This window comes from Donghicola mangrovi (genome assembly GCF_013377535.1).
In the GTDB taxonomy this organism is placed as follows: Bacteria; Pseudomonadota; Alphaproteobacteria; order Rhodobacterales; family Rhodobacteraceae; genus Donghicola; species Donghicola mangrovi.
The window spans coordinates 15,902-41,421 of record NZ_JABCJE010000018.1 but is presented as its reverse complement, the minus strand read 5'-3'; the positions used below and the strand labels follow the sequence as shown (position 1 = coordinate 41,421).

Annotated in this window: 26 protein-coding genes and 1 pseudogene; 20 read left to right on the top strand and 7 right to left on the bottom strand. The window is 59.2% G+C overall.

The genetic code is table 11. From position 1 onward, the window contains the following. Positions 1–72: 72 nt before the first annotated feature. A complete protein-coding gene (locus HJ536_RS19705) occupies positions 73–618 on the top strand; it encodes a Y-family DNA polymerase (protein ID WP_228028831.1) in 546 nt (181 codons plus the stop codon). On the opposite strand, the pseudogene HJ536_RS19700 reads toward HJ536_RS19705, so the two are convergent. Further along, a pseudogene (locus HJ536_RS19700) lies at positions 615–1,840 on the bottom strand (IS3 family transposase). The gene HJ536_RS19705 and the pseudogene HJ536_RS19700 sit on opposite strands and share 4 nt — an antisense overlap. 38 nt (positions 1,841–1,878) lie before the next feature. After that, positions 1,879–2,121, bottom strand: coding sequence for a hypothetical protein (locus tag HJ536_RS19695; protein WP_177159109.1), 243 nt, complete (start codon positions 2,119–2,121; stop codon positions 1,879–1,881). Positions 2,122–2,494: 373 nt separating this feature from the next. Between HJ536_RS19695 and HJ536_RS19690 the strand changes: the two genes are divergently transcribed. Next, the gene (locus HJ536_RS19690) at positions 2,495–3,121 is read left to right on the top strand and encodes a class I SAM-dependent methyltransferase (RefSeq protein ID WP_177159108.1); all 627 of its coding nucleotides are present in this window, start codon (positions 2,495–2,497) and stop codon (positions 3,119–3,121) included. Between the two features lie 53 nt (positions 3,122–3,174). On the opposite strand, the gene HJ536_RS19685 is transcribed toward HJ536_RS19690, so the two are convergent. Beyond that, a complete protein-coding gene (locus tag HJ536_RS19685) occupies positions 3,175–4,929 on the bottom strand; it encodes an FAD-dependent oxidoreductase (RefSeq protein ID WP_177159107.1) in 1,755 nt (584 codons plus the stop codon). A 163-nt stretch (positions 4,930–5,092) separates the two neighbouring features. Between HJ536_RS19685 and HJ536_RS19680 the strand changes: the two genes are divergently transcribed. Continuing rightward, positions 5,093–6,043 (top strand): LysR family transcriptional regulator, encoded by a 951-nt coding sequence (locus tag HJ536_RS19680; RefSeq protein ID WP_177159106.1) that lies wholly within the window; start codon positions 5,093–5,095, stop codon positions 6,041–6,043. On the opposite strand, the gene HJ536_RS19675 is transcribed toward HJ536_RS19680, so the two are convergent. Continuing rightward, positions 6,044–6,688: a TetR/AcrR family transcriptional regulator gene (locus tag HJ536_RS19675; protein WP_177159105.1), complete on the bottom strand. Its 645-nt coding sequence runs from the start codon at positions 6,686–6,688 to the stop codon at positions 6,044–6,046. 281 nt (positions 6,689–6,969) lie between these two features. Here HJ536_RS19675 and mhpA point away from each other — a divergent pair, with 281 nt between their 5' ends. The 9 genes from mhpA (at position 6,970) to HJ536_RS19630 (ending at position 15,749) form a co-directional block, all read left to right on the top strand. Continuing rightward, a complete protein-coding gene (mhpA, locus tag HJ536_RS19670) occupies positions 6,970–8,610 on the top strand; it encodes a bifunctional 3-(3-hydroxy-phenyl)propionate/3-hydroxycinnamic acid hydroxylase MhpA (protein WP_177159104.1) in 1,641 nt (546 codons plus the stop codon). A 173-nt stretch (positions 8,611–8,783) separates the two neighbouring features. Then, positions 8,784–9,848, top strand: coding sequence for a maleylacetate reductase (locus HJ536_RS19665; RefSeq protein WP_177159103.1), 1,065 nt, complete (start codon positions 8,784–8,786; stop codon positions 9,846–9,848). Between the two features lie 41 nt (positions 9,849–9,889). Then, a complete protein-coding gene (locus HJ536_RS19660) occupies positions 9,890–11,155 on the top strand; it encodes an ABC transporter substrate-binding protein (protein ID WP_177159102.1) in 1,266 nt (421 codons plus the stop codon). 58 nt (positions 11,156–11,213) lie between these two features. Next, positions 11,214–11,933: an ABC transporter ATP-binding protein gene (locus tag HJ536_RS19655; RefSeq protein ID WP_177159101.1), complete on the top strand. Its 720-nt coding sequence runs from the start codon at positions 11,214–11,216 to the stop codon at positions 11,931–11,933. Next, a complete protein-coding gene (locus HJ536_RS19650; RefSeq protein ID WP_177159100.1) occupies positions 11,930–12,643 on the top strand; it encodes an ABC transporter ATP-binding protein in 714 nt (237 codons plus the stop codon). Before HJ536_RS19655 ends, HJ536_RS19650 begins: the two co-directional genes overlap by 4 nt. Further along, positions 12,640–13,503 (top strand): branched-chain amino acid ABC transporter permease, encoded by an 864-nt coding sequence (locus tag HJ536_RS19645; protein WP_177159099.1) that lies wholly within the window; start codon positions 12,640–12,642, stop codon positions 13,501–13,503. The genes HJ536_RS19650 and HJ536_RS19645 overlap by 4 nt, the downstream gene beginning before the upstream one ends. 9 nt (positions 13,504–13,512) lie before the next feature. Continuing rightward, positions 13,513–14,535 carry a branched-chain amino acid ABC transporter permease gene (locus HJ536_RS19640; RefSeq protein WP_177159098.1) on the top strand — a complete coding sequence of 341 codons (1,023 nt, stop codon included), beginning with the start codon at positions 13,513–13,515 and terminating at the stop codon, positions 14,533–14,535. Between the two features lie 35 nt (positions 14,536–14,570). After that, entirely contained in the window at positions 14,571–15,407 is an 837-nt protein-coding gene (locus HJ536_RS19635; protein WP_177159097.1) for a dioxygenase family protein, read from the top strand. Between the two features lie 9 nt (positions 15,408–15,416). After that, positions 15,417–15,749, top strand: coding sequence for a hypothetical protein (locus HJ536_RS19630; RefSeq protein WP_177159096.1), 333 nt, complete (start codon positions 15,417–15,419; stop codon positions 15,747–15,749). A 233-nt stretch (positions 15,750–15,982) separates the two neighbouring features. Here the strand turns inward: HJ536_RS19630 and HJ536_RS19625 are convergent, their stop codons facing one another. Next, positions 15,983–16,693 (bottom strand): IS6 family transposase, encoded by a 711-nt coding sequence (locus tag HJ536_RS19625; protein WP_177159095.1) that lies wholly within the window; start codon positions 16,691–16,693, stop codon positions 15,983–15,985. Positions 16,694–16,750: 57 nt separating this feature from the next. Here HJ536_RS19625 and HJ536_RS19620 point away from each other — a divergent pair, with 57 nt between their 5' ends. After that, on the top strand, positions 16,751–17,824 hold the full coding sequence (locus HJ536_RS19620) for a siderophore-interacting protein (protein ID WP_228028830.1): 1,074 nt from the start codon (positions 16,751–16,753) through the stop codon (positions 17,822–17,824). Between the two features lie 69 nt (positions 17,825–17,893). Here the strand turns inward: HJ536_RS19620 and HJ536_RS19615 are convergent, their stop codons facing one another. Beyond that, positions 17,894–19,138 carry a DUF3500 domain-containing protein gene (locus tag HJ536_RS19615; RefSeq protein ID WP_177159094.1) on the bottom strand — a complete coding sequence of 415 codons (1,245 nt, stop codon included), beginning with the start codon at positions 19,136–19,138 and terminating at the stop codon, positions 17,894–17,896. Between the two features lie 158 nt (positions 19,139–19,296). On the opposite strand from HJ536_RS19615, the gene HJ536_RS19610 reads away from it, so the two are divergent. The 7 genes from HJ536_RS19610 (at position 19,297) to HJ536_RS19580 (ending at position 24,300) form a co-directional block, all read left to right on the top strand. After that, the gene (locus tag HJ536_RS19610; RefSeq protein ID WP_177159093.1) at positions 19,297–19,986 is read left to right on the top strand and encodes a GntR family transcriptional regulator; all 690 of its coding nucleotides are present in this window, start codon (positions 19,297–19,299) and stop codon (positions 19,984–19,986) included. A gap of 20 nt (positions 19,987–20,006) precedes the next feature. Further along, on the top strand, positions 20,007–20,837 hold the full coding sequence (locus HJ536_RS19605) for an IclR family transcriptional regulator (RefSeq protein WP_177159092.1): 831 nt from the start codon (positions 20,007–20,009) through the stop codon (positions 20,835–20,837). A gap of 204 nt (positions 20,838–21,041) precedes the next feature. Next, positions 21,042–21,767 (top strand): dienelactone hydrolase family protein, encoded by a 726-nt coding sequence (locus HJ536_RS19600; RefSeq protein ID WP_177159091.1) that lies wholly within the window; start codon positions 21,042–21,044, stop codon positions 21,765–21,767. A gap of 12 nt (positions 21,768–21,779) precedes the next feature. Further along, positions 21,780–22,562, top strand: coding sequence for an SDR family oxidoreductase (locus tag HJ536_RS19595; protein WP_177159090.1), 783 nt, complete (start codon positions 21,780–21,782; stop codon positions 22,560–22,562). Continuing rightward, positions 22,546–22,938 carry a nuclear transport factor 2 family protein gene (locus HJ536_RS19590; RefSeq protein WP_177159089.1) on the top strand — a complete coding sequence of 131 codons (393 nt, stop codon included), beginning with the start codon at positions 22,546–22,548 and terminating at the stop codon, positions 22,936–22,938. The genes HJ536_RS19595 and HJ536_RS19590 overlap by 17 nt, the downstream gene beginning before the upstream one ends. A 44-nt stretch (positions 22,939–22,982) precedes the next feature. Next, complete coding sequence (locus HJ536_RS19585) at positions 22,983–23,867, top strand: fumarylacetoacetate hydrolase family protein (RefSeq protein WP_177159088.1); 885 nt, start codon at positions 22,983–22,985, stop codon at positions 23,865–23,867. Positions 23,868–23,886: 19 nt separating this feature from the next. After that, the gene (locus tag HJ536_RS19580; RefSeq protein WP_177159087.1) at positions 23,887–24,300 is read left to right on the top strand and encodes a RidA family protein; all 414 of its coding nucleotides are present in this window, start codon (positions 23,887–23,889) and stop codon (positions 24,298–24,300) included. Between the two features lie 80 nt (positions 24,301–24,380). Here the strand turns inward: HJ536_RS19580 and HJ536_RS19575 are convergent, their stop codons facing one another. Next, complete coding sequence (locus HJ536_RS19575) at positions 24,381–25,469, bottom strand: autotransporter outer membrane beta-barrel domain-containing protein (protein ID WP_177159086.1); 1,089 nt, start codon at positions 25,467–25,469, stop codon at positions 24,381–24,383. Positions 25,470–25,520: the final 51 nt, after the last annotated feature.

Genomic DNA, 25,520 nt, shown 5'->3' with positions numbered 1-25,520 from the left:
TCATCTACTGGTTATGAATCCTGCCCCTAGCGCTTATGTCAGACAGGAAGGCACCAAGAGACCGGAGAAACGATGGAATACCCCACGGGCACCAACGATCTGCCTAAAGTCGAGCGCCTCTATCTCGACTTCGACAGTTTCTTTGCTTCTGCGGAGCAACATTTCAACGCTGATCTTCGAGGGCGACCCGTTGGTGTTGTCCCGCTGGATTCCCCGCACACAAGTTGTATTGCCGTTAGCCGAGAAGCAAAGGCACGAGGGGTCAAATTTGGAACCTCGATCCGAGAGGCGCGCAAGCTCCTCCCGGATATGGTCTTCGTGATTGCACGCCATGATGCCTACGTTCGGCTTCACAAGCGCATCCTTGTGGTGATCGAAGAAATCCTGCCGGTCGCTCATGTGCGATCGATCGACGAGGTGGTTTGCACCCTGACGACCTCTGAGGCGCTGCTGGGAAAGGCGCTAGCCGACCGGATCAAAGCCGCATTGGCGGAAGCCTTCAGTCCCGCGCTGACATGCTCTATTGGCATGGCCTCTACAGAGCTACTTGCCAAGATTGGCGCAGAGATGAACAAGCCAAACGGTTTCGCTCTGATTGAGGTGCCCCAAGTTTCCTAGACGCCTGCCTCGTTCAGTTTCTGCTGTCTAATTTCGAAGTCAACGGGTGACAGCATTCCGTTGTTCGTGTGCTTGCGTTTCGGGTTGTAAAACATCTCGATGTACTCGAACACGTCCTGCCGTGCGGCTTCGCGGGTTAAGTAGGTGCGGCGGCGGATCCGTTCTCGCTTTAGAAGCTGGAAGAAGCTTTCCGCGACAGCATTGTCATGGCAGTTGCCGCGCCTGCTCATACTGGCTTCCAGATCGTGCTGGCGAAGAAACAACTGCCATTCCCGGCTGGTGAACTGGGAGCCCTGATCGGAATGAACTGTTACCCGCCCCGCTGGCTTGCGCCGCCAGACGGCCATCAACAGGGCTTGGAGCGCAAGGTCCGTCGTCATACGGGATTGGGCGGACCAGCCGACGGTGAGCCATTGATGCGCCATTGGTTTGAGCACAATGGCGAACGCGTGAGAACAGATCAATGACAATGCAGAGATACAGCCAGCCCTCATGGGTTTTGATATAAGTGATATCGGTCACCCAGACCTGGTCAGGTTGCGAGGTGTGGAATTGCTGTTCCAGCTTGTTCTCAGCCACGATTGCAGGCTTGCCGCCATATCGGCCGGGGCGCCGCTTGTAGCCGACCTGGGCAGCGATCCCGGCCAGTGATGCCAGGCGCGCCACCCGGTTCTCTGAGATGCGCTCGCCCTGATCGCGGAGATCGTCCGTCAGCTTGCGATAGCCATAAACCTTGCCGCTGTCGGCCCACGCTTGCAGGATCATCTCGGTTTGACGGATGTCTTCCTGCGCACGGCTGCTCAACGGGTTCTTGAGCCATGCGTAGAATCCGGAGAAATGTACCCGCAGAACCCGACACATGGCGCGGATGCCAAACTCTTCGCGATGCGCCCGAATAAAGGCGTACTTCATTGGGACTCGCGCGCGAAGTACGCGCTCGTCCATGGTCCTCGGACCAATGGCGGACAATCAACTCGCCCTTTCGTAGAATATCGCGCTCCTCGGTCACCCTCGCCAACTCTCGCTTCAGGCGACGGTTCTCGGCTTCATGCTCGACGCCGGGCTTCTTTGGAGCGGGATCCCCGAAGAGCTTCATCCACTTGTAAAGGGAATGCGTACTGACCCCCAATCGCAGGGAAACCTCCCGAACCGGATAGCCCCGCACCGCAATCTGATGCACTGCATCCCGCTTGAACTCGTCGCTGTAATTGCTTGTCCCCATATCGGCCTCCTTGCCTCATAGTTAAGGGCGCAAAGCGTCTACAAAAAATTTAGGGGCACCTCAGTGTTGAACGCTTCGATAGACGACTTAAGCGAAGATGCTTCGCCCCGAGCACCTCTAATTTCGCCCTCTTTCTCCGAAACCTTCCCTTTCAACGCGGCCTCAACAGTATCCACCTTTTCTTGCGCGATCTTCACCTTCTTCCGGGCACGCAGCCAAAGCACCATCAGTAGGAAAGGAAGCAAAAGCCATACAACCATGGCGATCACAAATGGGTCCACAGCAGACCTCCTTGATTATCAAATTCTTTGGGGAAACAGGGAACATCAATGGCTTGCCACTCAACCCGAGCGAGCAACCACCATCTAAGAATGCTTAGCAACCTATCACAGAGCGACTGCTAATACAGGAAAACCATAGGTGTAGCAATGAGATAAGCGCTCCGTATTCGCTCGAAGGCAATCATTAACAGGCTGCTGAAAAACTTTGCTGTGAGGAACGGTTCCCTCTACGCGGATGCTGGGTGAGACTGCTTCAAGGGCCTGAACTGATGACACTTTGCAACCGAACGCTGCGAGACGAAGAGGGTATTGGTCCGATCGTGCCGCGACGTTCGATCAAGAACCGAGCCGCTGCATCGCTGACGGGGTCGAGATGCTGGCGTGGCGCAATTTGTTCACGCGGCATTTGGGGGCCGCGCGAGGAAGGCGTCTCTTGGATCTGGCGTCGGGCACCGGCGAGATCGCGCGGCTGTGTCGGAATCTCGGTTTCAATTTCACGGGTCTGGATTGGGCAGAGCCGATGCTGGAGCGCGCGCGGGCGAAATTGCCCGATGTCACCTTTATCCAAGCCGATGCCGAATGCACGATGCTGCCAGCGGCCAGCTTTGACGTGATTGTCACGCGGCATCTGGTCTGGACGCTTGTTGACCCTGGAGCCGCGTTTGCCGAATGGCATCGGTTGCTGGCCCCAAACGGCGTGCTGCTGGTGGTCGACGGCGACTTTGTCCACCGCAACTGGTTTGCACGGCTTTTGGCACCGAAATCTGCAACCAGCCAGCGCGCATCTCGCCATCAGGAAATCCTGAACCGCGTTTACTTTTCCAAAGGCGCGCGGGCCGACGCAGTGACGGCTCTGCTGTCGACCGCAGGGTTCAGAGAGATCAGCGTCGACTATAATTTGCACGGAGTACATCGAGCGCAAGCGCGCGCACTGGGGTGGCGCAAATCCCTGCTCAGGAGGTCCGAGCATCGCTACGTGATTACGGCGCGAAAGCATTAAAAGCATTAGGCGATGGCTTTGCCAACAAATGTGCTTCCGAAGCTATCTCACAATCATCGATCAAGGATTTGCTTTAATATCCGAATAAGTTCTTCCTCTGGCTTGGTCGGCAGCGCCATGCACCGCCAAGCGACATGCTGATCGGGTCGCACGACGAGGCAACCACTGTCAGAAATTTCGCTTGCGCGCGCCCAATCGCCACTGTGGTCCAGATAGGACTGTCGAGGACCAATAACATGAGTTTGCACCGTTATTCCGAGTGACTCGCCAACGACTTCGGCCGCTCTGGCCCATGGTTCACCGCCCAATCCAGTAATCAGCGTAAAGTGCCCCTTCCCACATAGATCAAGAGACGACACCCGCATTCCATTGGTGTCAAAGACCCACGCATGGGGCACGCGAGCACCCGGCCAAGTTGTTGGCTGATAGTGTAGATCGGCGTCAAGCTCCATAGCCGGTTCTATCTGGCCATCGGCCACAATCGCGTCAGACCGATAACGCTGGTTCATCTCAACGCCGTGGGCGTCGAACTCGTATTTCTTAAACGCAATTGCGCGCCGGATCGCATCGCGCTGCGTTTCTGCGGCAGAGCTACCGTCGCATCGGGCTTCGAGGTTTTTCTGCATCTGAACGGGATCGACCCCTTCGCCCATGCCCAAGGCCTCAAAAATCGGTCCGGTTTCTGTGATCGATTGGTTTGCGCGGGTGACGATCTGTTTAGCAATTGGAGTTCGCTCTTTATCATAGCTTTCCAGCAGCCTTTCCCCTGCTTGGCCCTTTAAAACCATTGCCAATTTCCATGCCAAATTGAATGCATCCTGAATGGATGTATTCGAACCGAGACCGTTCGAAGGAGGATGACGGTGGATCGCATCCCCCATGCAGAAGACACGTCGTTCAAAAATTCGAGTGGCGTAGTAATTGTTAACGGTCCAAGTGTTGGCGCTAACTAACTCGATCTCTAGCTCCGGATCACCGATCAGCTGGCGGGCGACGCCAGTGGCGAACTCTTCGGTGACTTCCGGCTCTGGCCCGTTGATGTCGTAGCCCCAGACGATCAGCCATTCGTTCCACGGGCGGACCATGCGTACCAGCCCCATACCAATCCCGCCTACATCCGCGCCGGGTTGCATTACCCAGTAAAGAACTGATGGACGATGCGCGACGTATTTCGACAAATCCGCGCGGAAGAGGATATTCATGGATCCGCCCACGGCCATTTGCCCCTCGAACGGTAGGCCCGCGTGTTCCGCAACCAGCGACTTACCACCGTCGGCGCCGACAAGATATTTTGAGCGGATACTCAATTCCTTGCCGGTCAGGCGATCAAGGCAGATGGTCGTCACACCCTCTGCATCCTGTTCATGACGCAGATATTCCGTGGACATCCGCGCCTGCGTGCCACGCGAACAGGCGGTTTTGAACAGTAGCGGTTCCATATAGGTTTGCGGCAAGTCGTTCATTCGACAGGGCGAGGACATTTCGTGCTCAGCCTTGGACAAAGGGTGATTTCCCCACGCCTTCATGCGCCCGATTTCTTCGCCGGCCAAGCTTTCGCAGAAGACGTTCTCGCCCATCAAATCCTGATGAGTTGCATGCATATAGGCTTCTGTCTCGACTTCAGTCCCCAGATCGCGCAGCACCTCCATCGTGCGCTGGTTGGTGATATGGGCGCGCGGTGTGTTGGCGAGCCAACGATAACGATTCACCACCATGTTCTCGATGCCATAGCTGGACAACAGCGCTGCCGTGGCCGAGCCAGCCGGTCCGGTTCCGATGATTAGTACATCGGTTGAAATATCTGCCATGAAGTCCTCCCTAGAATACCTTTCGGATATAAAACCCTTGGGATATTGCTGCGATCCGGCCTCCCAACCGGTGAAACACGCATCCATAGCCCAATACATTCGAGTTTAGTGCTGAAGAAAAAGGTGGTTTTCCAAAGAACATTCCCTAACATCGCTTTTTGTTATGAAGTTGGATAGCGAACACCTTGAGATACTGGCGATGATCGTCGAACGGGGAGGATTAACCGAAGGCGCAGAGGCCTTGGGTAAATCGCAGCCGTCGGTATCTCGCACCATTTCCAATTTGGAAAAAAGGTTAGGCATGCCTTTGTTCGAACTTGGCCGCCGTCCCCTGCAGCCGACACATTTTGGACGGGCTTTGGCTGAGATTGGGTTGCGTATTCACAATCTGAACAAAGAAGCACAGAGGTTGGCGTACCACTTCAGCAAGGGGTACGCGGGACATATCCGCATCGGGGGCACGCCAATCTTCATGGACGGGGTAATTTCCCACATGCTGGCCGATTTTCAGGAGCGGGCTGACGGTGTTCAATTCGACCAGAGCTACGGTTATCTAGACAGCTTGCTTGGAAATTTAAGGAATAAGACGCTAGATATGGCGATCCTACCCTTGCGCGATGACCAGACCCCGATGGATTGCGATTTCCGTCCCCTGATTCCCGGACGGAACGTCATCGCTTGTCGCTCAGGCCATCCGCTGGCCCGAAAAGGGCCGATCACGCTAAAAGAAATTGACGCATATTCTTGGGTCGCGCCTCCTGCCAACAGTCCTTTATTTCGTGATCTAAAGGGAGCTATTACCTCGATAGGGTCCGAAAATTTCAAGTTCACGTTCTCGGGCGGGACTTTGGCGTCGATCCAGTCATTTCTTGTCCGAACCGACTGCCTGACTGTGCTGCCCTATTCTGTGGTGTACCTTATGAAAAGCGCAGGGCAGATTGTGTCCTTACCAATTAAAGTCTCTCATCCGGACCGAAAACTCGGCATACTGACGCGCAAGGGCGAGGATCTGACGCCGATGCTGAAGACTTTCATCTCTTTCCTTGAAGAGCAGTGCGAAAATCTCGAATGTCGCATGGCTAGGGAAACACGCATCGCCCAAGGGCGCCCCTGATCACTCACCCTCAATATAGGGGGGAAGGTCAGGCAAGGGACGCGCCGCCAACTCAGACGCTGCATCCAGGTCCAATCCCGTCATACACAAAAGACGCGCGATAATCTGATTTTTAGCGGCCCGCGGAACCTCACCCTCGGTGATAGCCAGACTGGCGCCGATGATCGTGTGGGTCGTCATGCGCCAGACCAGTTCGGGATTTGAAACCCGAAATCTGTTCGCCGTTGACGCCATACGCAGATCGCGGATCGCGAACGGCCCCATGGTGCGGAAGATCGCGTCAGCAATCACCTCGGATCGGTGCAACATCTGCTCCCAGCGGGGGTCAGTGGTGGCAGTATCCAGCACCTTCCGGATTCCGAACGCGTAGACATGCGCGGGATCTTCGAATGTATCGGTGACCTTTTCAATGCGAACTGCCAACTCGTGCATCAGTGTTTCCAGCACGGCAACCGCCAGTTCATCCTTGGACCCGAAATAGTTGTAGACCGTGCCTGCGCCCACATCTGCGCGCTCCGCGATCTCTAACATTGTCGCAGCGTCGACGCCCTTGTCCGCCATCACGTCACGGGCTGCGCGGATCAGGGCTGCTCGGTTCCGGCGCTGCCTGCGGGCGACGCGGCCTTCGGGTTTGGGCTCTGTCATGGATGCTCTCTGAACGGATTCGAAGCTGAGTCTTATTCACTTTCCGAAGGTGATTCAATTCAGGGCGCTGCGCAGCGCTTTTGCGCGCCGGAGATTGTGCGCATCGGAAAAACTTCAACGGATCAGAGGGATAGGTGTCTTTGCAAGCGCAAAATTAATGACGGATTTTCAAAGTTGACGAACGTTCATTTTTAGCTCAGCCTTAGATCAGCACCGGATTTCCGGAGGAGGAGAAGCTGGCCGCAATTATCGCGGGGGCTGACGCTAGGGAGGAAAATACTATGACTGCATCGACCCATTCGGTCGGTTTCGACACCGACGTCGCCATCGTTGGCGCAGGGCCCGTAGGCACATTGCTTGCCATTTTGTTAGGCCAGCGGGGCAAGAAAGTGACCCTGATCGAACGGTGGTCCAAGCACTATCCGCTGCCTCGTGCTGTGACCTTCGACCACGAGATCGCGCGCATTCTCGCGACCCTTGGCATCAACGCTGAGGAAGACGAAGCCATTAATTACCACGACGAGCTGTACTACTGGCGCAACCGCGACGGGAAAAACCTGCAGATCGTGGATTGGCAGAGCCAGTCTGCATCTGGCTGGCGCGTCCGTTACTGGTTTAACCAGCCTTATCTTGAACGTCGCTTCCTTGAGATCGCAGCCGAGCTACCGACGGTAACTATTCTCCGAGGTTACGAGGGGAACGCTATGGAGCAGGACGCAGAAGGTGTCACACTCTCCATCAAGCAGAACCCCGAAGAATTTGGCCCCGATGGTGATCGAAAGACTCTGCGTGCCAAATTCGTAGCTGGAACTGATGGCGCCAATAGCTTTGTGCGCGAAACTTTGGGGATCGAAAACGAGGATAAGGGTTACTTCTTTGACTGGCTGATTCTCGATATGATCCCCAACTTCGACTATGTCGCTTCGCGTCCCGACCAACCCGCGCAGTGGCAACTATGCGACCCCAAGCGCCCCACAACCATCGTACCGGGTGGACCGGGCCCTGTCTCGGGTGGTCCTGATCGGCGTCGGTGGGAGTTTATGGTCCTTCCAACCGAAGACGCTGCAGAGATGCAGAAACCCGAAAACGCTTGGAAATTGCTAGAGCCGTGGGGCATCACCCCTGACAATGCAGAGCTTGAGCGTGCCGCCGTCTACCGTTTTCAGGCCCGTTGGGCGAAAACATGGAACAAAGGCCGCTGCCTTATCGGCGGCGACGCAGCCCACCTCATGCCCCCTTTTGCTGGTGAAGGCATGTGCGCGGGTGTCCGTGATGCCGTCGCGATGGCCTGGCGCCTGAACGGTATCCTCGAGGGCAAGCTGGAGATGGATGTTCTGGACACATACACCTCTGAGCGAATTGAACACGCGAAGCACTACATCAACTTCAGTCAGGAATTGGGTCAGATCATCTGCATCTCGGACGAAGATGCCGCGGCCGAGCGGGACGCCGCTATGATTGGCGCCCTCGCTGAACGCGACAACGCGCCTGTGCCAACAGACATTTGTCGTTTAGGCCATGGAATTTGGGATGATGCCAGCCCCCATGCCGGAGAGCTTTCGGTTCAGGGCGTGGTCGAGGCAAATGGGCACACTGACCGGTTTGACCAGATCGTAGGTCAAGGCTGGGTCCTACTAGGATACGACACTGATCCCACTGAAGCTCTGGCAGACGATCAACGCGCTCAATTGACTTCGCTCGAGGGGATCACCGTCCGTATCAGCCCTGCTGGCACGACCGGAGATGTGGTTGATACCGAGGGCACATTCGCCGCTTGGCTGTCAGAGATCGATGCGAAATACGTCCTGATCCGCCCTGACTTTTACGTGGCGCTGACCGCAAACTCACCAGAGGCACTCCGAACCAAGTTTGCCGCGATCATGGATCGTTTGCACATCACTGCTCCTGTCGCAGCGGAATAAGACCCGGACTCCGCGCTGTCCCCTATCCAGCGCGTAGCCTGCAAGCGGCGCAAGATAACCTAATGTTATGTTATTCGCGCCGCTTGCGATCCATGCCCCGATATTCGGGAGATAACGTCGATTTCGAGGAGAGAGCCTGACGCGTGTGTCCGCGCAGGCAAGCGGGAGGGCATATGGCCGACGCATCGAATTTTATTTGTACATTCAACCCAGCGCGCATTGTTTTCGGCGTGGGCAAACGAGCAACCATCGCCGAAGAACTTGAGGCACTAGGAGTCAGCCGTGCGCTGGTCCTTTCTACCCAATTTCAGAAGCAGGACGCCGAGGCGTTGGCTGCCGAACTCGGAGAGAAAGCAGTCGGCGTATTTCCTGATGCAGCCATGCACACGCCTGTTCATGTCACTGAAACTGCAATGACGATCTATAATGATTTGGGAGCGGATGGCGTCATCGCCTTGGGTGGTGGATCGACCATCGGTTTGGGCAAGGCGATCGCTTATCGCAACGACTGCCCGCAGCTGGTGATCGCCACGACATATGCGGGATCAGAGGTGACGCCTATCCTAGGGCAGACCGAAAACGGAGTGAAAACCACCGTGCGGGCCGCCTCGATCCTGCCGGAAACAGTGATCTATGATCCCGAGCTGACGCTGGGATTGCCCGTAGGAATGTCGGTGACTTCTGGCTTGAACGCCATGGCTCACGCGGTCGAGGGCGTCTATGCGCAGGATCGGAACCCTGTTGCAACCATGATGGCCGTGGATGGGGTGCGTGCACTGCGCGATGCCTTGCCGCAGATCGTAGCCGACCCGAAAGACGCCGCCGCTAGGTCAGAGGCGCTCTATGGTGCCTGGCTGTGCGGAACCGTTTTGGGATCGGTCGGCATGGCGCTGCATCACAAACTTTGCCACACGCTGGGGGGCTCGTTCGATCTGCCCCATGCCGAAACACACTCGATCATGTTGCCCCACACTGCAGCATTCAACGCAAGCGCGGCGGCCGAAGCGATGCAGCCTTTGGCCGATCTATTCGGTGGCGATATTGGAAAGGGTCTGTGGGAGTTCGCCAAGGGCCTTGGTGCGCCGATGGCGCTGAAGGATCTGGGTCTGAAGGAGACAGACTTGGATAAGGCAGCCGATCTAGCCGTCAAAAATCCCTACTGGAACCCGCGACCTGTAGAGCGGGATGCCATCCGCGCCCTTCTGGGCCGCGCATGGGAGGGGGCTGCGCCAGAATAGGCCACCCAACATAACGAAAAGTCATCTTAGGGAGGAGAAAGATGCTTTCACGACGTTCATTCCTGAAAACCGGCGCGGCGGTGACCGCAAGCGCCATCGCACTGCCCGCATTCGCAAAAGGCACAACGATCAAGATCGGCTATGTCAGCCCGCAATCTGGTCCACTATCGGCCTTTGCGCAGGCCGACGCCTATGTGATCGAAAGCTTCATCAAGGCCGCGGCTGCCGAGGGTATCTCGGTAGAGGTGATCGCCAAGGACAGCCAGTCGAACCCCAACCGTGCCGCCGAAGTGGCGCGCGAATTGATCGTGCGTGATGAGGTGCACATGATTTGCGTGGCCTCGACCCCCGAAACGACCAACCCCGTCTGCACCATCGCCGAGGCTGAAGAAATCCCCGTGATCTCTTCTGTCGCGCCGTGGCAGCCGTGGTTCATCGGCCAGCAGGGCAACCCCGCCGATCCGGCCTCGTGGCAGGCGTTCGACTACGTGCATCACTTCTTCTGGGGGCTTGAGGACAACGTTCAGGTCTTCATGAACATGTGGGACAAGTTTGACAGCAACAAGTCCGTCGGGGCCCTGTGGCCCAATGACGGGGATGGCAACGCGTGGGCGTCTGAAGTGGGAATGCCCTCTGCGCTGGCCGCAGCGGGCTACAAGCTGACCGATCCGGGCCGCTATCAGAACCTGACCGACGATTTCAGCGCGCAGATCAACGCCTTTAAACAGGCGGAGGCCGATATCATGGTCGGCATCCCTATCCCGCCGGATTTCACCACCTTCTGGACGCAGGCCAAGCAGCAGGGGTTCAACCCCAAGATGGTGTCGGTCGCTAAGGCGCTGCTCTTCCCTGAAAGCGTCGCTGCGTTGGGCGAACTCGGTCACAACATGACCTGCGAAGTCTGGTGGTCCCCGAACCATCCCTTCAACTCCAGTCTGACGGGCCAAAGCTGTGCCGATTTGGCAGGCGAGTTTGAGGATTATGCGAAACGCCAGTGGACCATGCCCTTGGGCTTTGTCCATGCCCTGTTCGAGGTAGCGCTGCATGCAATTAAGCGCGCCGAAGACCCCACTGACGGTGATGAAATGGCCGAACTGATCGGAGCCACCAGCCTTGATACCGCGGTGGGTAGGATCGAATGGAACCGCGACAACGTTCCGCCCGTTGCCCAGAAAAACATCTCGAAAACACCGCTGGTGGGCGGCCAATGGCGCATCCAGGACGACGGTAAGTTCGATCTGGTGATCGTCGAAAACGGTCTTGCGCCTGAAATCCCTCTGACAGGCGAACTCCAAACCCTGTCCTGAGGCCCACGTGCCAGCGGGCCCTCCATCCCGCTGGCACACCTTGATTAAGAGGCAACAGATGTCCCTTTTGAAACTCGACAACGTGTCGAAGTCCTTTGGTATGCTCAAAGTTACCGACAGCGTGTCCTTTGAGGTCGCCAAGGGCGAGGCGCTTGGCATCATCGGGCCGAACGGCGCCGGTAAATCGACCCTGTTCAACCTGATCACCGGTAACATCGCCCCCGACGAAGGCGCGGTTTATCTGGATGGCGTGGACATGACGCGCAAACCCGCCATGAGCCGCGTTCAGGCCGGAGTGGGCCGGTCCTTCCAGATCCCGCAGCCCTTTACCCATCTGTCGGTTTTCGAGAACCTTCTAGTTGCGGCAAATTTCGGCGGTGGACATCACGGCCATGCGGCGGATGAATTCTGCATGGATATTCTGGAGCAAACCGGCCTTGCGGGCGTGGCCGATGCCACCTCGGGCAGTTTGTCGCTGCTACAGCGGAAACGTTTGGAGCTGGCCCGCGCCATGGCGACCTCGCCCAAGGTCATTCTACTCGACGAAATCGCGGGCGGGCTGACCGAAGGCGAATGCGTGTCACTGATCCAGACGATCAAATCCATCCACGCCAGCGGCACTTCGATCATCTGGATCGAGCATGTGCTGCACGCGCTCACCTCGGTGGTGGAGCGGCTGATGGTGCTGAATTTTGGCAAAATGCTGATGATCGGTGATCCGGCCGAGGTGATGGACTCGCCGCAGGTCAAAGAAATCTATCTGGGGATCGAAGTATGACCGGACCCGTCTTATCTGTTGAAAACCTGACCGCCTACTATGGTGATTTCCAGGCGTTGTTCGGCGTTGATCTGGCCCTACAAAAGGGGCAGGCGCTGGCGATCATTGGCGCGAACGGGGCCGGTAAATCCACCCTGATGCGAGCGATTACCGGCATCCTTCCCAGTCCGCGGGATGCGATCCGCCTGAACGGCCAGCCCATCGGGCATCTGTCTGCGCCAGAGGTGCTAGAGGCCGGAATCTCGATGGTCCCCGAGGGACGCAAACTGTTCCCATCCCTCTCGGTCGAGGAAAACCTGTTGATCGGCGCTCATGTGCGGACCGGCAGCAAATATTGGACGCTGGACGGCATTTACGATCTGTTCCCCATATTGGCCGAGCGTCGCTACAACCCCGGCACAGCCCTTTCGGGGGGGCAACAGCAGATGGTGGCCATTGGCCGCGCGCTGATGTCGAACCCCGATGTGCTGCTGTGTGATGAGATTTCACTGGGCCTCGCTCCGGTTGTGATCCGCGATATCTATGCCTCTTTCCCAAAAATTCGAGAAAGCGGGGCGTCTGTTATCGTGGTGGAACAGGACATCGGGCAGGCCCTGAAAATCGCCGACCACGTCTGCTGCATGATGGAAGGCCGCGTGACCCTGTCGGGCGCACCGCACGAATTGTCCCGAGACGCCATCCACGACGCCTATTTCGGAGTAAGCGCATGATCTGGCTGGATACTATTGTACAAGGCATCCTGCTGGGGGGGCTCTATGCCCTGTTTGCGGCCGGTCTGTCGTTGGTCTTCGGGATCATGCGGCTGGTCAATCTGGCCCACGGCGATCTGATCGTGCTGGCGGCGTTCCTGATCCTGACGGTTGTCTCGGCCTTGGGGCTGAACCCCTTTGTCGGCGCGTTGCTGGCAATGCCGGTGATGTTCGGAGCAGGGTGGTTGCTGCAAACCTATGTGCTGAACCGCGTCCTTGGTGACGATATCTTGCCGCCGCTGCTGGTGACCTTTGGCCTGTCGGTCGTGATCCAAAACGGTCTGCTGGAAGGGTTCTCTGCCGACAGTCAGAAGCTATCCGCCGGACCGATCGAGGCCGCATCCTTGCCCCTAGGTCCCGTGACCGTGGGAGTGATGCCGCTGCTGACGCTGATCTCTGCTGTTCTGGTGATCTTCGCCCTGAACCAGTTGTTCTATCGCACCCGACTGGGCCGCGCCTTTCGCGCCACCTCGGATGATGCGGTGACCGCAGGGCTGATGGGCATCCGCCCGCGCAACGTCTTTGCGATCGCCACTGGTATCGCCATGGTCGTGGCCACCATTGCCGCGCTTTATTTGGGGATGCGGGCCAACTTTGACCCCACCATTGGCCCCGCCCGCCTGATCTACGCGTTCGAGGCAGTGATTATCGGCGGCCTCGGGTCCCTTTGGGGCACGCTTGCGGGCGGCATCGTGATCGGGGTGGCGCAGGCCTTGGGCGCGGCGGTGAACCCCGAATGGCAGATCCTGTCCGGCCATATCGCCTTTATCCTTGTGCTGCTGGTGCGTCCGCGCGGCCTTTTCCCCCGCGCTAATGACTGAGGAACACTGATGACACCTTCGATGAAATCCTCGGCCACCAAGATCGTGGCTCTGATCGCACTGATCGGGCTGGCGCTTGTGCCGGTGATCGGCAGCCGTGCGATGGTGCAAGACCTGTTCATGGTGCTGACCATGCTGGTACTGGCACTGAACTGGAACATGCTGGCTGGCTTTGCGGGCCTTGTGTCCGTCGGCCAGCAGGCCTTTGTGGGCATCGGCGCCTACGGCATGTTCGCCGCCGTGATCCTCTGGGGGCTGGACCCGCTGATCGGGATCGTGGTGGGCGGCGTTGTGGCTGTGGCCCTGTCGATCCCCGTGGCCTTCTTTGCCTTTCGCCTGAACGGTGCCTATTTCGCCATCGGCACGTGGGTCGCGTCCGAGACCGTGCGCCTGCTGGTGGCCCAGTGGAAGGCCCTTGGCGGTGGCACCGGCACATCCCTACCAAAAGGCACCACCAAAGAGATGTTCGGCGTCGATGTGGTCAAAGACCTGATCGGTGGCTCATCCAGCGCGGCGGCAGATGCGCTGACATACTGGCTGGCACTGGCGCTGGCGGCAGCAACCCTGCTGGCGGGCTACATGTTCCTGCGCTCGCGCATGGGTCTTGGCCTACAAGCAATTCGCGACAATGCCGAGGCTGCAAAGTCCGTGGGCGTAGACCCCACCCGCCTGAAGGCGCTGGTCTTTGTCCTTTGCGCTTTTGGTACTGGCATTTGTGGCGCGCTGCTGTTCATCCAGATCACGCGGGTGACGCCGGATGCGGCCTTCTCGGTGGTGGATTGGACCGCCTTTGTGATCTTTATCACCGTGATTGGCGGCATCGGCACGCTGCCCGGTCCCATCATTGGGGTGATCGTATTCTACGTGCTGCAGCGGGCGCTGGCTGATTACGGCACCGTCTACCTGATCGTTCTGGGGCTTATCGGTATCAGCGTCATGCTGTTCGCCCGAAAGGGGCTGTGGGGCGTGTTCAGCGGCCGCACAGGAATTGAACTCTTGTCTCTACGCCATCCCGCACCCCGTCGCCCCTGACTCCATTCTATCCGTCTGAATTGAAAGGATATCCAATGACCAAATACTTCTCCGAAGAGGGCTCGGTTCAGGCCGTCAACGCCCGCATGGGCCCCGAGATCAACCCGCGTCTGGCCACCGTCATGGCCGCGCTGATCAAGCACCTGCACGCCTTCGCCAAAGAGACCGAACTGACGCAGGAAGAGTGGGAATTCGGGATCGATTTCCTGACCAAGACCGGCCAGATTTGCAGTGGCGAGCGTCAGGAATTTATCCTGCTGTCGGACGTGTTGGGGTTTTCAATGTTGGTCGACGCGATCAATAACCGCCGCCCCGCTGGCGCCACCGAGAATACGGTCTTCGGCCCATTCCACGTGGCCGACGCGCCGATCCGCCAGATGGGGGAGTGTATCTCGCTGGATGGCAAAGGAGAAAGCTGCCGCTTTGTGGGACGTGTCATTGACGTGCATGGCGAACCGATCGAGGGCGCTTGTGTTGATGTTTGGTCCGATAATTCGGACGGTTTCTATGACGTGCAACAGCCCGACGTTCAGCCCAAGTGGAACAACCGTGGCCGCTTCATGACCAAGTCCGATGGCGCCTACGAGTTTGTCGGGATCAAGCCGGTATCTTACCCGATCCCCGACGATGGGCCTGTGGGCAAGATGCTGGGATCGCTGGGGCGTCACCCTTACCGTCCCGCGCATATGCATTTCATGGTCACCGCGCCCGGTTTCAAAACCATCGTGACCCACACCTTTGTGGGCGATGATCCCTATATTACCGATGACACTGTGTTCGGGGTGAAGGAAACGTTGGTCGCTCCGTTCGAGCACATCAAAGGTGACACGGAATGGCGGTCGCCGTTCGATTTCGTCATGGTTGCTGAATAAGGGACTGATATGCCGCTACTTTCTATCACCGTGGATGAGACCGTATGGCAAAACCGCAAAGACGATATGACGTCCGCATTGCCCAAGATCCGCGAGATGCTCTGCAATAAGCTTGATGTCGGACAGGAATTCGCCTCTCTAACCCTTACACCAGTGTTCGGACTCACTGATCAGACAAAAGTAAATGGTGATCTGCGAGTTCTTGGCAAAGAGTCCCGCGGACCAGAGGTCCTTCAAGACGTCGCCACGACGCTACAAACCATGCTCAGTGAGGCTGCAGCCGACCACGCTAGTGTTCGGATCACGACCATGGATCCTGCAAAATACATGGCGAAACGCTGAACGAAAGAAGGGTGCCGATCATGGCACCCTTTGACTGAATTGACGGCTTTGTCAGGTTGCAGACCGCCCGATCGCCGGATAGCGAAGGGCTATGCTGAATTTATCCGACCTGTCCCGTATCAAGGGCTTCCGATTTCCGCGCTCCGTGATCGGCTACGCCGTCTGGGCCTATCATCGGTTCAGGGATTGCCAACTTGTTTTCACCTGTTTGAGAGAGGCGAGACATCTGCCTGTCAGGCGGTCATTTCGGCAGCATAGCCTCTCCAGAGGTCGAAAGCATCGGACCTTGCGTGGCGGTATGAGACGGCGGAGAGTTGATAGCGTCGTGGGCGAAAAACGATGTTGATCTGATCATGGGCAGCCAGAAATCTTTGTGCCTGCCGGGGAGATTTAAACCGCCCCATCAACTTCTCGCGTTTCCGTGTTGGCCTGTGTGATCCTTCGATCCGGTTGTTCAAGCCCTTGTGCGCGCGATGATCTGCGCCCGGTGCGAGGTCTCGGATCGGCCTGAAATAACTGCGCAACTTGTCCGTGATGATGACACGGGGTTCACCGAACCGGTCGATCAGCCTTGCCAGAAAACGTCTTGCAGCATTGGCGTTGCGCTGTGGCTGAACGAGAATATCAAGGACGTCGCCGTTCGCGTCGACCGCCCGCCAAAGCCAGTATTTTCTGCCGTTGTTTGGGATGACGACCTCATCCAAGTGCCATTTGTCGCCCGCGGCCGGTCTGTCGCGCCTGATGCAATCGGCAAAGTGACGGCCAAAGCGGTTCACCCATTTTCGGATCGTTTCCCGGCTGACCATCACACCCCGATCGGCGAGAAGATCCTCGACATCCGCCGTGCTGAGCGCGAAGCGATGATAGACCCAGACGGCATATGCAACGATTTCACGAGGGAAACGGTAGCCTTTCAGGCGCGGCATGGAGGATGGTGTATTCATACCCAACGCCTAACCAAGCACCGCTCCGCAAACAAGTTGGCAATCCCGCTGGAAGACATGGGCTATATCACCGTCGAACCAGATGGTTCGGGACGCAAGCGGTCCAGCATCACGGCCGAAGGTCAGGCCTTTCTGACGGCCAATCAGAGGGCAGCCCAGGACCTGATGATCCGGACACCGCCGAGCGGGCGCGAGAACGCCCCCTCGCAAATCATCGCCGCGATGGACAAGCTCAAGAGCGCCCTGAAGACGCGGCTGAGCACCAGTACCCTGGATGCCTCCGGAATCGACAGCATCGCAAGGGATATTGCCATGGTGGCCGACCAGATTCTGGGAGACATCCCGGCCTCGTCCCCTGCCCAGAGCTCGTCACCCGCCCCATTCGACAGCGCTCCGGTGATCACCCGCCACAAGTTCGAAACCCGTCGCCGCGCGCTGACGGTGCAGTCGGTCGACTATCTGACGCCTCACATGATCCGGGCGGTTCTGCACAGCCCGGAGCTGTCCGATTTCACCAGCCTGGGCGCTGATGACCATATCAAGCTGTTTTTCCCCGGCGACGGAGAAAAGCCCCAGATGCGGGACTATACGCCCCGCGCCTATGACACGGACGCCTGCAAGCTGACGCTGGACTTTGCCGTGCACGAGGCCGGTCCGGCAACCGCCTGGGCGACCCAGGCCAAGGTTGGCGATACGCTGAACATCGGCGGACCGCGGGGATCCAGCGTGATCGCGCCGGTATTCGACTGGTACCTGCTGATCGGTGATGAGACCGCCCTGCCCGCCATCGGACGCAAGGCCGAGGAGCTGGGCCAAGGCGTTCAGGTCATCACGCTGGTTGCAGTGCCCGACGCGGCCGATGAGCAGACCTTCGACACCAAGGCTGCAGGCACGCACCATTGGGTGCATCGCCCGGTCACACAGGCCGCCGATCCCGCCTCCCTGCTCGCCGCGGCGCAGGGGATCACCTTGCCCGAGGGTAAGGGCTTCATCTGGATCGCCGCCGAAGCCGGGGTCGCCCGCGCGCTGCGCGATCACTTCGAGGAACGTGGACACCCCAAGGTCTGGACCAAGGCCTCTGGCTACTGGGTCAAAGGGTCTGCCGCGACCAGCGACAAATCCCTGTCCTGATCATCGCTCCCCTTGCAAGACAAAGCGCGGACCACCGGCCCGCGCTTTTTTATGTGCCCGGTATAGGCGTCAGGCCGCAGACTGGCTTTCGGCCTGTTGGTGCAGGGCCATCAGCGCCCGACCGTAATCATTGCCGTTGGGAATGCGGGTGATCGTGTGGATATGGAACTTCTCGGGGTGCGCGTTCGTCAGCCACATTCCCGAGTGGTGGTCGAATTCGATCAGCAGGACCGGGCTCTGGATCCGGTAGTAGAACGGGTCATCATCCCCGTGCCCACCGATCCAGTTCCACCAGGTCTGCTCCAGGTGCGCTTCGATCAGCGCCATCCGGGCGGCACGGGGACCGTCGGGCAGATGCTCCAGAAAGCTTTCGATGGTCCGCAGCAGCAAGGCTTGCTGCTCGGTCGAGAACTCGGAGACATTGACGCCCTCCAGCGGTACGACGCGGTTGTCCTGAAAGGCCCCACCGTAATGCCGCTGGTCAGCAAAGTTGAAACGGTCCGGCGGCATGCTCGGATCTTCCATGTCGGCATAGATCGTTGCCCGAGCCTGCTGATCGGCCGACAGCGACTGCATCAGCCGGAGCCCGAGCGCTTCTTCATCCGTGAACAGGGCATAGGCCGCCCCGTCCCCACGGTCGATCACGTTGGGTTCCACACCGCCGAACGTAGGTGAAATCACCATCTGGCGCCCCAAAATAAAGACGTTGAAGCAGGCATGGTGGCCGTAGATGTTCCACCCCCAGGGCTCTGTCCCCGAAGGCGTTCCGAACATCAGGAAATGGTAGCTCCATTCGTTCATGATGTTCAGAAGGTCGTAGATCTCGCCCAGATAGCGATTGGCATCCAGAAGCTGCAAAACCTTTTCGTACCCGCGCGCGCTGGTGCAGGAGGCAAGCAGCGTCAGGAAAGCCTCCCGCGCCTCATCGCTGAAATGCTCCAGCCGGACCCCCTCATCATTGAAGGGAATTTCGGGATTGTACCAACCACGCCATGCGTTTGAGTCGACCGGATAGGCTATGGCTGCGCGCTGTTCCGGCGTCAGAAGCGACAGCAGGCTCTCGGCAGCCTGGACTGCGGGGAGCGGGTCGAACCCTTCATCGACCAGCGAGAACAGCCCCTCCTGCACAGTGCCATCCGCCGTGATGCCCTTGAACTGTTCGGACTGCAGTCTGGCCCATTCGGCCTTCAGGCCCACGGCCTTTTCCGTGGCCAGCATTTGCGCCCCGTAGGACTCAACCGAATGCCCCCGCCCCATCAGGATGCGGGGATGGTCCTGCGGTTTCAGGAATGCATGAAAATCCTTGCTGCTCATTGGTCTGTCTCCTCCAAGGGGGTGGCGCGCGGCCGTGAACGGTGTCCTCCCACCGCTCTGAAAAATCTTCTCTAGGCTAAAAAATATATTTTTTCTTGTAAATATTTTTATATGGAATTACCATTTTTATCCAGATCGTGAGAAACTACGAGGTCTCCATGGCCGTCAGCCGAACTGCAGCCATCTACGAAGCGCTGAAAGAAGAGCTTCTCGACAGCAAGCACCCCGCAGGCAAAAAGCTGGGCATTGATCAGATTGCCCAACGGTTCGGGGCCAGTGCGGGCGCGGTGCGCGAGGCGCTGGCGCGGCTCACATCGGATCGACTGGTCATTGCACAACCGCAACGGGGCTTCGTCGTGACACCTGTGTCGCGGGCGGATCTGATCGACCTGACCCAGGTGCGGATCGACATTGAAACCCGGTGTCTGGCCAATTCCATCGAACGCGGCACGCTGGAATGGGAAGGACAGATGCTGGCGATCTGGCATAAACTGTCGAATACAGCATCGGGCAGGGACGATCCGCACCAGCATCGCAAATGGTCGGCGCTTCATGCCGACTTTCACGATGGCCTGATTGCCTGCTGCGACAGCCCCTGGTGGATGCATCTGCGCGACCAAATGTACATGCAGGCAGAACGCTATCGCCGCATGATCTTTCCGCATGTGCAGGTCAAGCGCGACATCAACGCCGAGCACGGGCAGATCCTGAATCTGGCCCTGGGCCGGGACACCCAAGGCGCCTGTGACGCCCTGGCGAAACATCTTCAGTTCACGACGGACATTCTGCTGGCGGCCCATGTGCCGGGCCTTTCGGAGGAAGAGGCCAAAGCCGACGTCCGGAGTTAAACATGGGTCGGGAGGAAACCATGGACCACCAAGGAGAAGACGGCGATGCCGGGGCACTGGCATCATCCGCGCGCAAAAGCGGCACACAATGCATTCACAGATCCTTGGGGGTCCTGCGCCTGTTGGCGGGCAGCCCGCCCGAAGGCGTCAAGCTGACGGACATTGCCAACGCGTTGGATCTGTCACACCCGACCGCCCACCGCATTCTCAAGGCCTTGGAGGAAGAGGGCGTCGTCGACCGTGTCCGCGGATCGCGTCGCTACACCATCGGGTCCGAAGCCATCTGGCTGGGGTTGCCCGCCGCGCAGCGGTTTCCCATTGCTTCCATTGCCGGCCCTGCGCTCGACCGGCTGTGCGAGACGGTCGGCGATAGCATCTTTCTGGCCGTGCGCTCCCGCAACGACAGCGTTTATGTCGACCGCCGCATCGGCAGCTATCCGATCCAGGCGACACGGCTCAGCCTGGGCGCGCGGCGCCCTTTGGGGGTTTCCGTCGCCGGGCGTGCGATGATGGGGTTTCTGTCCAAGGCAAAGGTCGACGCCATCCTCGACGAGAACGAAGGGGCCTACAGCAAGTTCAAACTGAGCCGTGATAAGGTCGCCGAAGATCTCGGCCTGGCAAGGGAGCGCGGCTACCTCCTGTCAGGCAGCCTGGTGAACCGGGAGCGCCGGGTACTGTCTGCGCCCGTTCTCGACATTGTCGGATCGCCCGTCGCTGCGGTCAGCATCATCGCCTCCGTGCACCGACTGCCTGCCGAACGCATCGACCGGGTCGTGCCGCAACTGAAGGCCGCCGTGCGGGAAATCGGCGACAGCCTCATCCAGAACGGACGCAAGCAGATCGCCTGCTGATCTGCGCATTTCGCGGTCAGTCCCCTGATCCGTCCCCTTCTTGCGGGGGGCGGATTTTTGGCGTGTCACCAGGACCAAGAAACCGTCTGCGACGAAAAACCCAAGTTTTCGCCATGTGAACAAACCCGCGCTCTCGCCTTGTCCAAAACCATCGACACAGGGGAAATCGGAGGAAATCCAAGCCCTGTGAAGGACCCCCCGGACATGAGCACGCTCGTCTCCAGAGACATTCCCTATTCCGATGGCGAGGCCGGGATGATCGGCTATTTCTGCCGCCCCGACAGCCCCGCCCCCCTGCCCGGCATCGTCATGCTGCATGGCGCGCATGGGCTGAACGATTTCATCATGGGCTGCGCCAACCAGCTGGCCGAGGCCGGGTTCGCCGTGCTGGCCGCAGATCTCTGGGGCGGGCGCAAGCAGCCGGGACACCCTGACGAGATCGGACCGATGCTGGGACAGATGCTGTCCAACCGCGCGATCTGGCAGGCACGGATGCAGGCGGCCTGCACGGCGCTGAGCGCGCAGGACGGGGTGGTTGCGGGCAGGATGGGCATGGTCGGCTATTGTTTTGGCGGAGCCTCGGCCCTGGAATTCCTGCGGATGGGCGCGCCCCTGAATGCCGTCGTCAGCCTGCATGGCGGGCTCGACATGGTGGCGGATGACTGGTCGGGCGCGACCGCCTCTCCGGATGTCTTCATTGCCACCGGCAGCGCCGACCCGATGGCCAAACCCGGCGATCTCGCCCGGGTGCAGGCGGGCCTGTCTGCGGCAGGCATCCGCTGGGACACCCATGTTTATGGTGACGTGAAACACGCCTTCACCGAACCCGATGGCCCCGGCCGCCCGCCTTTCGCCGCCTATGACGCCCGCGCCGACCGCAGGTCCCGCGCCGCCATGCTGGCCGTGTTCAACGAATCTTTGAAAGACTGAGGGAGAGAGCAGATGGATCTGGGATTGACGGGGAAAACGGCCCTTGTCTGCGGGTCGTCACAGGGACTGGGGCTTGCCTGTGCCACGGCCCTTGCGCGTGAAGGGGCCAGCGTGGTCCTGAATGGCCGCGACGCCGGGAAACTCGAGACCGTGGCTGCAAGACTGCGCTCCGAACTGCCGGACGCCGGCGTGGACTATGTGGCCGCCGACCTGACCACCGAAGCTGGCCGCGCCGCCATCCTCAAGGCATTTCCCGAAACGGATGTCCTGGTGACGAACAATGCGGGCCCGCCTCCGGGAGCCTTGGAAGACTGGGACGAAGCCGCGCTGCTGTCAGCCATGGGGGCAAACTTCATCCCCGCCGCGCTGCTGATCCGGGCCTATGTTCCCGGGATGCGCGCGCGCAGGTTCGGGAGGATCGTCAACATCACTTCGGCGATGGTGAAATCTCCGCACTACATGATGGGCCTGTCGACCTCGGCCCGTGCGGCGCTGACGGCCATGTGCAAGGCCATCAGCCGCGAGGTGGTGGCCGACAACGTGACGATCAACAACCTGCTGCCCGAGCGCATCGACACGCCGCGTCAGGAGTTCATGATCCAGCGCCGGATGAAAGCCGAGGGCATCGATTATGACGCGGCGCGCAAACGCACCGCCGAAACCATCGCCGCCAAGCGACTGGGCCGCCCCGAGGAATTCGGCGACGCCTGTGCGTTCCTCTGTGCCGCGCAGTCCGGCTTTCTGTCGGGGCAGAACATCCAGCTGGATGGAGGCTCCTATGACGGTCTCATCTGACGGGCTTGCCGCGATCCGCAGGGCCGAAGAAACCCGCAAGGCCGCTCTGGTCTCCGCAGACCCGGCGGCGTTGGACGCCATCCTGTCGGAAAACCTGGTCCACGTGCATTCGACAGCGCGCGTCGACACGAAACAGGCCCTGATCGATCACGTGGGCAAGATGGGCGGGTTCATCTCGATCGTGCGTGATGCCGTCGACGTGGCTCTCATCGGTGAGCTGGCCATCGTCACGGGTCCCACGGTCAACACGGTGCGATCGCGCGAAACCGGCGAACCGCTGGCGCTCAAAGGGTTCCAGACCACGATCTTTCGGCAGGAACAGGGCGTGTGGCGGGTGCTGCTATCGCAGCTCACCCCGGAACGCAGCCACGCTTGACCTGCACACATTACTGAATCCAAAGAACAATCGGGAGGAAAATCATGAAACTGGCTCGGTTTACACAAGGTGGAAACACACGCATCGGCAAAGTTGAAGGGGATCGTGTCGTCGATCTGTCCGGTTTGCCGGGCGTGGGCACGTCGATGCGCGCCCTGATCCGCGACCTGGAAACGCTGCGCCCCGCGCTCGAAGCGGCGACAGCGCCGTCCTACGCACTGGCCGAGGTCGTGCTGCAAGCGCCGGTCAACGATCCGCAGAAATTCCTGGCCATCGGCATGAATTACCGCAAACACGCCGAAGAGGCACGCCAGGCGGGCATTCCCGTTCCGGACAGCCAGTTCTGGTTCACCAAGCAGGTGTCCTGTGTCAACGGCCCGACCGGCGACGTGGTCAAACCCTCGTTCAGCAACCAGATGGACTACGAAATCGAGCTGGGCATGGTCATCGGCCGCGCCTGCCGGAACGTGACCCGCGAAGAGGCTCCCTCGGTCATTGCCGGCTACATGATCGTCAATGACGTGTCCGTTCGGGACTGGCAGAAACCCTCCTTCACCATCGGCAAATCCTTTGATACCTCCGGCCCGACCGGCCCCTGGCTGACCACGGCAGACGAGGTGGCCGATCCGTTGGCGCTGGAAATGGTCGGCACGGTCAACGGCGAAGAACGCCAGCGGTCGATGACCGGGGACATGATCTATGACATCTATGATCAGATCGTGCACCTGACCCGCGTGATGACCCTGATGCCAGGCGACATCATTGCGACCGGCACGCCGTCGGGGATCGGGGCTGCACAGGGCAAGTTCCTCAAATCCGGTGACGTGATGCGGATGGAAATCACCGGGCTGGGCCAGATCGAGAACCGCGTGATTGCCGATGCCGGTGCGGAGGCGCCCTCGTCTTGTGACGCGACTGTCCCTGCCTGAGTGTGCAAAGGTGATCCCGATGCGCAAGTCAGACGACATCCGGCAAAGCATCTACATCGACGGAATGCGCCACAAGAACCCGGTGCCCGTGGCCAGCCGCATCGGCCAGATGGTCTATTCCGGCGGGATTCATGGCTATGACCCGGATCTGGGCCGGACGGCGGACGGGTTTCCCCGTCAGTGCGAACTGATGTTTCGTCATGTCCACGATACGATCATCGCGGCGGGCGGCACCCCGGATGACATCATCAAGATGACCCTCTGGATGCATGACCGCTCGCATGAGACACGTGCCCTGATCAATCCCTACTGGGAAGCGTTGTTTCCCGACCCGCAGAGCCGCCCGACGCGCCACGCCCTGCAAACCTCTGAACTGGGCAGCGGCATGCTGATCCAGTGCGACTTCATAGCCATCCTCAGGCCCGAGGCCTGATCAGCATCCGGTTCTGACCAGAGGACAAAAAAACACCCGCCCCGATGGCTCGGAGCGGGTTTTTTCTGGTCCAAGAAAGATCAGAACGTCTTGGACAAGGCCACGGTCAGTACCTTGAGGTCCTTCTTGCCTTTGGTGCCATGCTCGATCCCCAGCCCGGCATCAATGAACAGGCCGTTTTTCATCATGCTCGAGACACCGGCCTTGGCATGCAGGATGTTCGGATCATCGACCACCAGATCCAGGTCATTGATGACTTCACGCTCATAGCCCCCTTCGACGTAGAATCCCGTCTGGCCAGGGCGGAAGACCGGCTGCAAAAGGCGGACCTTGGCCTGCACTGTTGCGTATTCATCGCTTTCGCCGACGGTCCCCTCGTTCGTCCGGCCAAGGCTGTTGGTGACGCTTTCAAACCGGGTCTTGGCGTAAACCGCACGGACACGCGGCCGGAACAGCCAGCCTTCAGGCACCCAAGACAGCGAGTCCTGCTCGTAATTGCCGACCATGGTCCATTCCGTGTAGAACACATCCGACCCCTGCTCTGTTTCCAGATCGGCAAAGCCCAGCGGAATGACGGTATCGCTTTCATTGTGGCGATAGATCGCGCGGCCGGCGAGCCCCCAGTGTTCGCTGAGGGTCTTCAGCAGGTCGAACTGCACCCCCCAGTTCGATGCCGTGATGCTGCCGTCATTGTGCTGGATATCCACGTCGGTCTTGCCTGTCATCACGCCGAACCCCAGCATCAGGTCCGACGACGGCATTGCCATGAGTTCGACCAGCCCGGAAGGACCGCTCGAATTCGCGTAGGTCATGTTCTCATCGGCCTGCGTGTTCGAATAGGTTCCCTTGAAACGGACCCCCATCGTGTTGCCGGGCAACGAAAAGCTGAGGGTGACGGGCATGTTCAGCTTGCGTGCACTGTCTGCATATCCCGTCCAGACGTTATCGGCAGCCGCGGCCGCAATTTCCGACCGCGCCCAGGCCTGCCGCGTCTGGAACGATCCGTAGCTTTCGTTCTGGCCGAATTCTGCGATCAGCCCGGTCGGGCCAAAGCTGCGCGCCATCTTTGCCATGAAGGGCATTCCCCCCTCCTGTGCCAGCACAGGGGACGCACCGAGTGTGACCACGCCCGTGAGCGCAGCCGCTTTCAACATGGATCCAAGGTCCATGGTTCCTCCCTTTAGGTAAGTTCGTCTCCGATTTCGGAGTGCATCTGAACG